The organism is Brachyspira catarrhinii, assembly GCF_005518285.1.
Lineage (GTDB): Bacteria > Spirochaetota > Brachyspiria > Brachyspirales > Brachyspiraceae > Brachyspira > Brachyspira catarrhinii.
Map to the genome: position 1 here is coordinate 1 of NZ_SJDU01000678.1, position 722 is coordinate 722.

The following is a 722-nucleotide window of genomic DNA, read 5'->3' on the forward strand; positions in this document are numbered from 1 at the left end:
GCTCGCTTTCCACTCTTTTTGTCGCGTTGAATTTCGCTTTTCGTCCAGAGCTAAATTCCTGCATAAATTCGCTTGCAAAAGTTCCGTCCTGAATCTCTCTTAAAACTTTTTTCATTTCTTTTCTCGTCTCTTCCGTTATCATTCTTCTGCCCGTTCTGTAATCTCCGTATTCCGCCGTGTTTGAAATAGAATATCTCATCATAGCAAAACCGCCCGAATATATCAAATCGACTATCAATTTCATTTCATGGATGCATTCAAAGTAAGCCATTTCTGGTTCATAGCCCGCTTCGACTAATGTGTCGAATCCCGCTTTCATAAGCTCTGTGACGCCTCCGCATAAAACAGCCTGCTCTCCGAATAAATCCGTTTCCGTTTCTTCTCTAAAGCTCGTTTCCAATATTCCCGCTCTTCCAGCTCCGATTCCGCAAGCATAAGCCAAAGCGTAATCTTTAGCTCTTCCGCTGAAATCCTGATAAACGGCTATCAAACTTGGAACTCCTCTTCCTTCCAAATACTGACTTCTAACTGTATGTCCAGGTCCTTTTGGAGCTACCATTATGACATCGATATTTTTTGCGGGAACTACAAATTGAAAGTGAACATTAAAACCATGAGCGAACATCAATATATTTCCTTCTTTCATATAAGGAGCGACTTGACTGTTGTATATGTCGGCTGAAACTTCGTCTGGAACAAGCATCATAACAATATCCGCATCT

1 protein-coding gene is annotated in these 722 nt (G+C 41.3%); it reads right to left on the reverse strand.

What is annotated here, in order from left to right; genetic code table 11:
• Nucleotides 1-722 (reverse strand): ketol-acid reductoisomerase (ilvC, locus tag EZH24_RS13035; protein ID WP_137999447.1); only part of this gene is annotated, 722 nt, incomplete at both ends.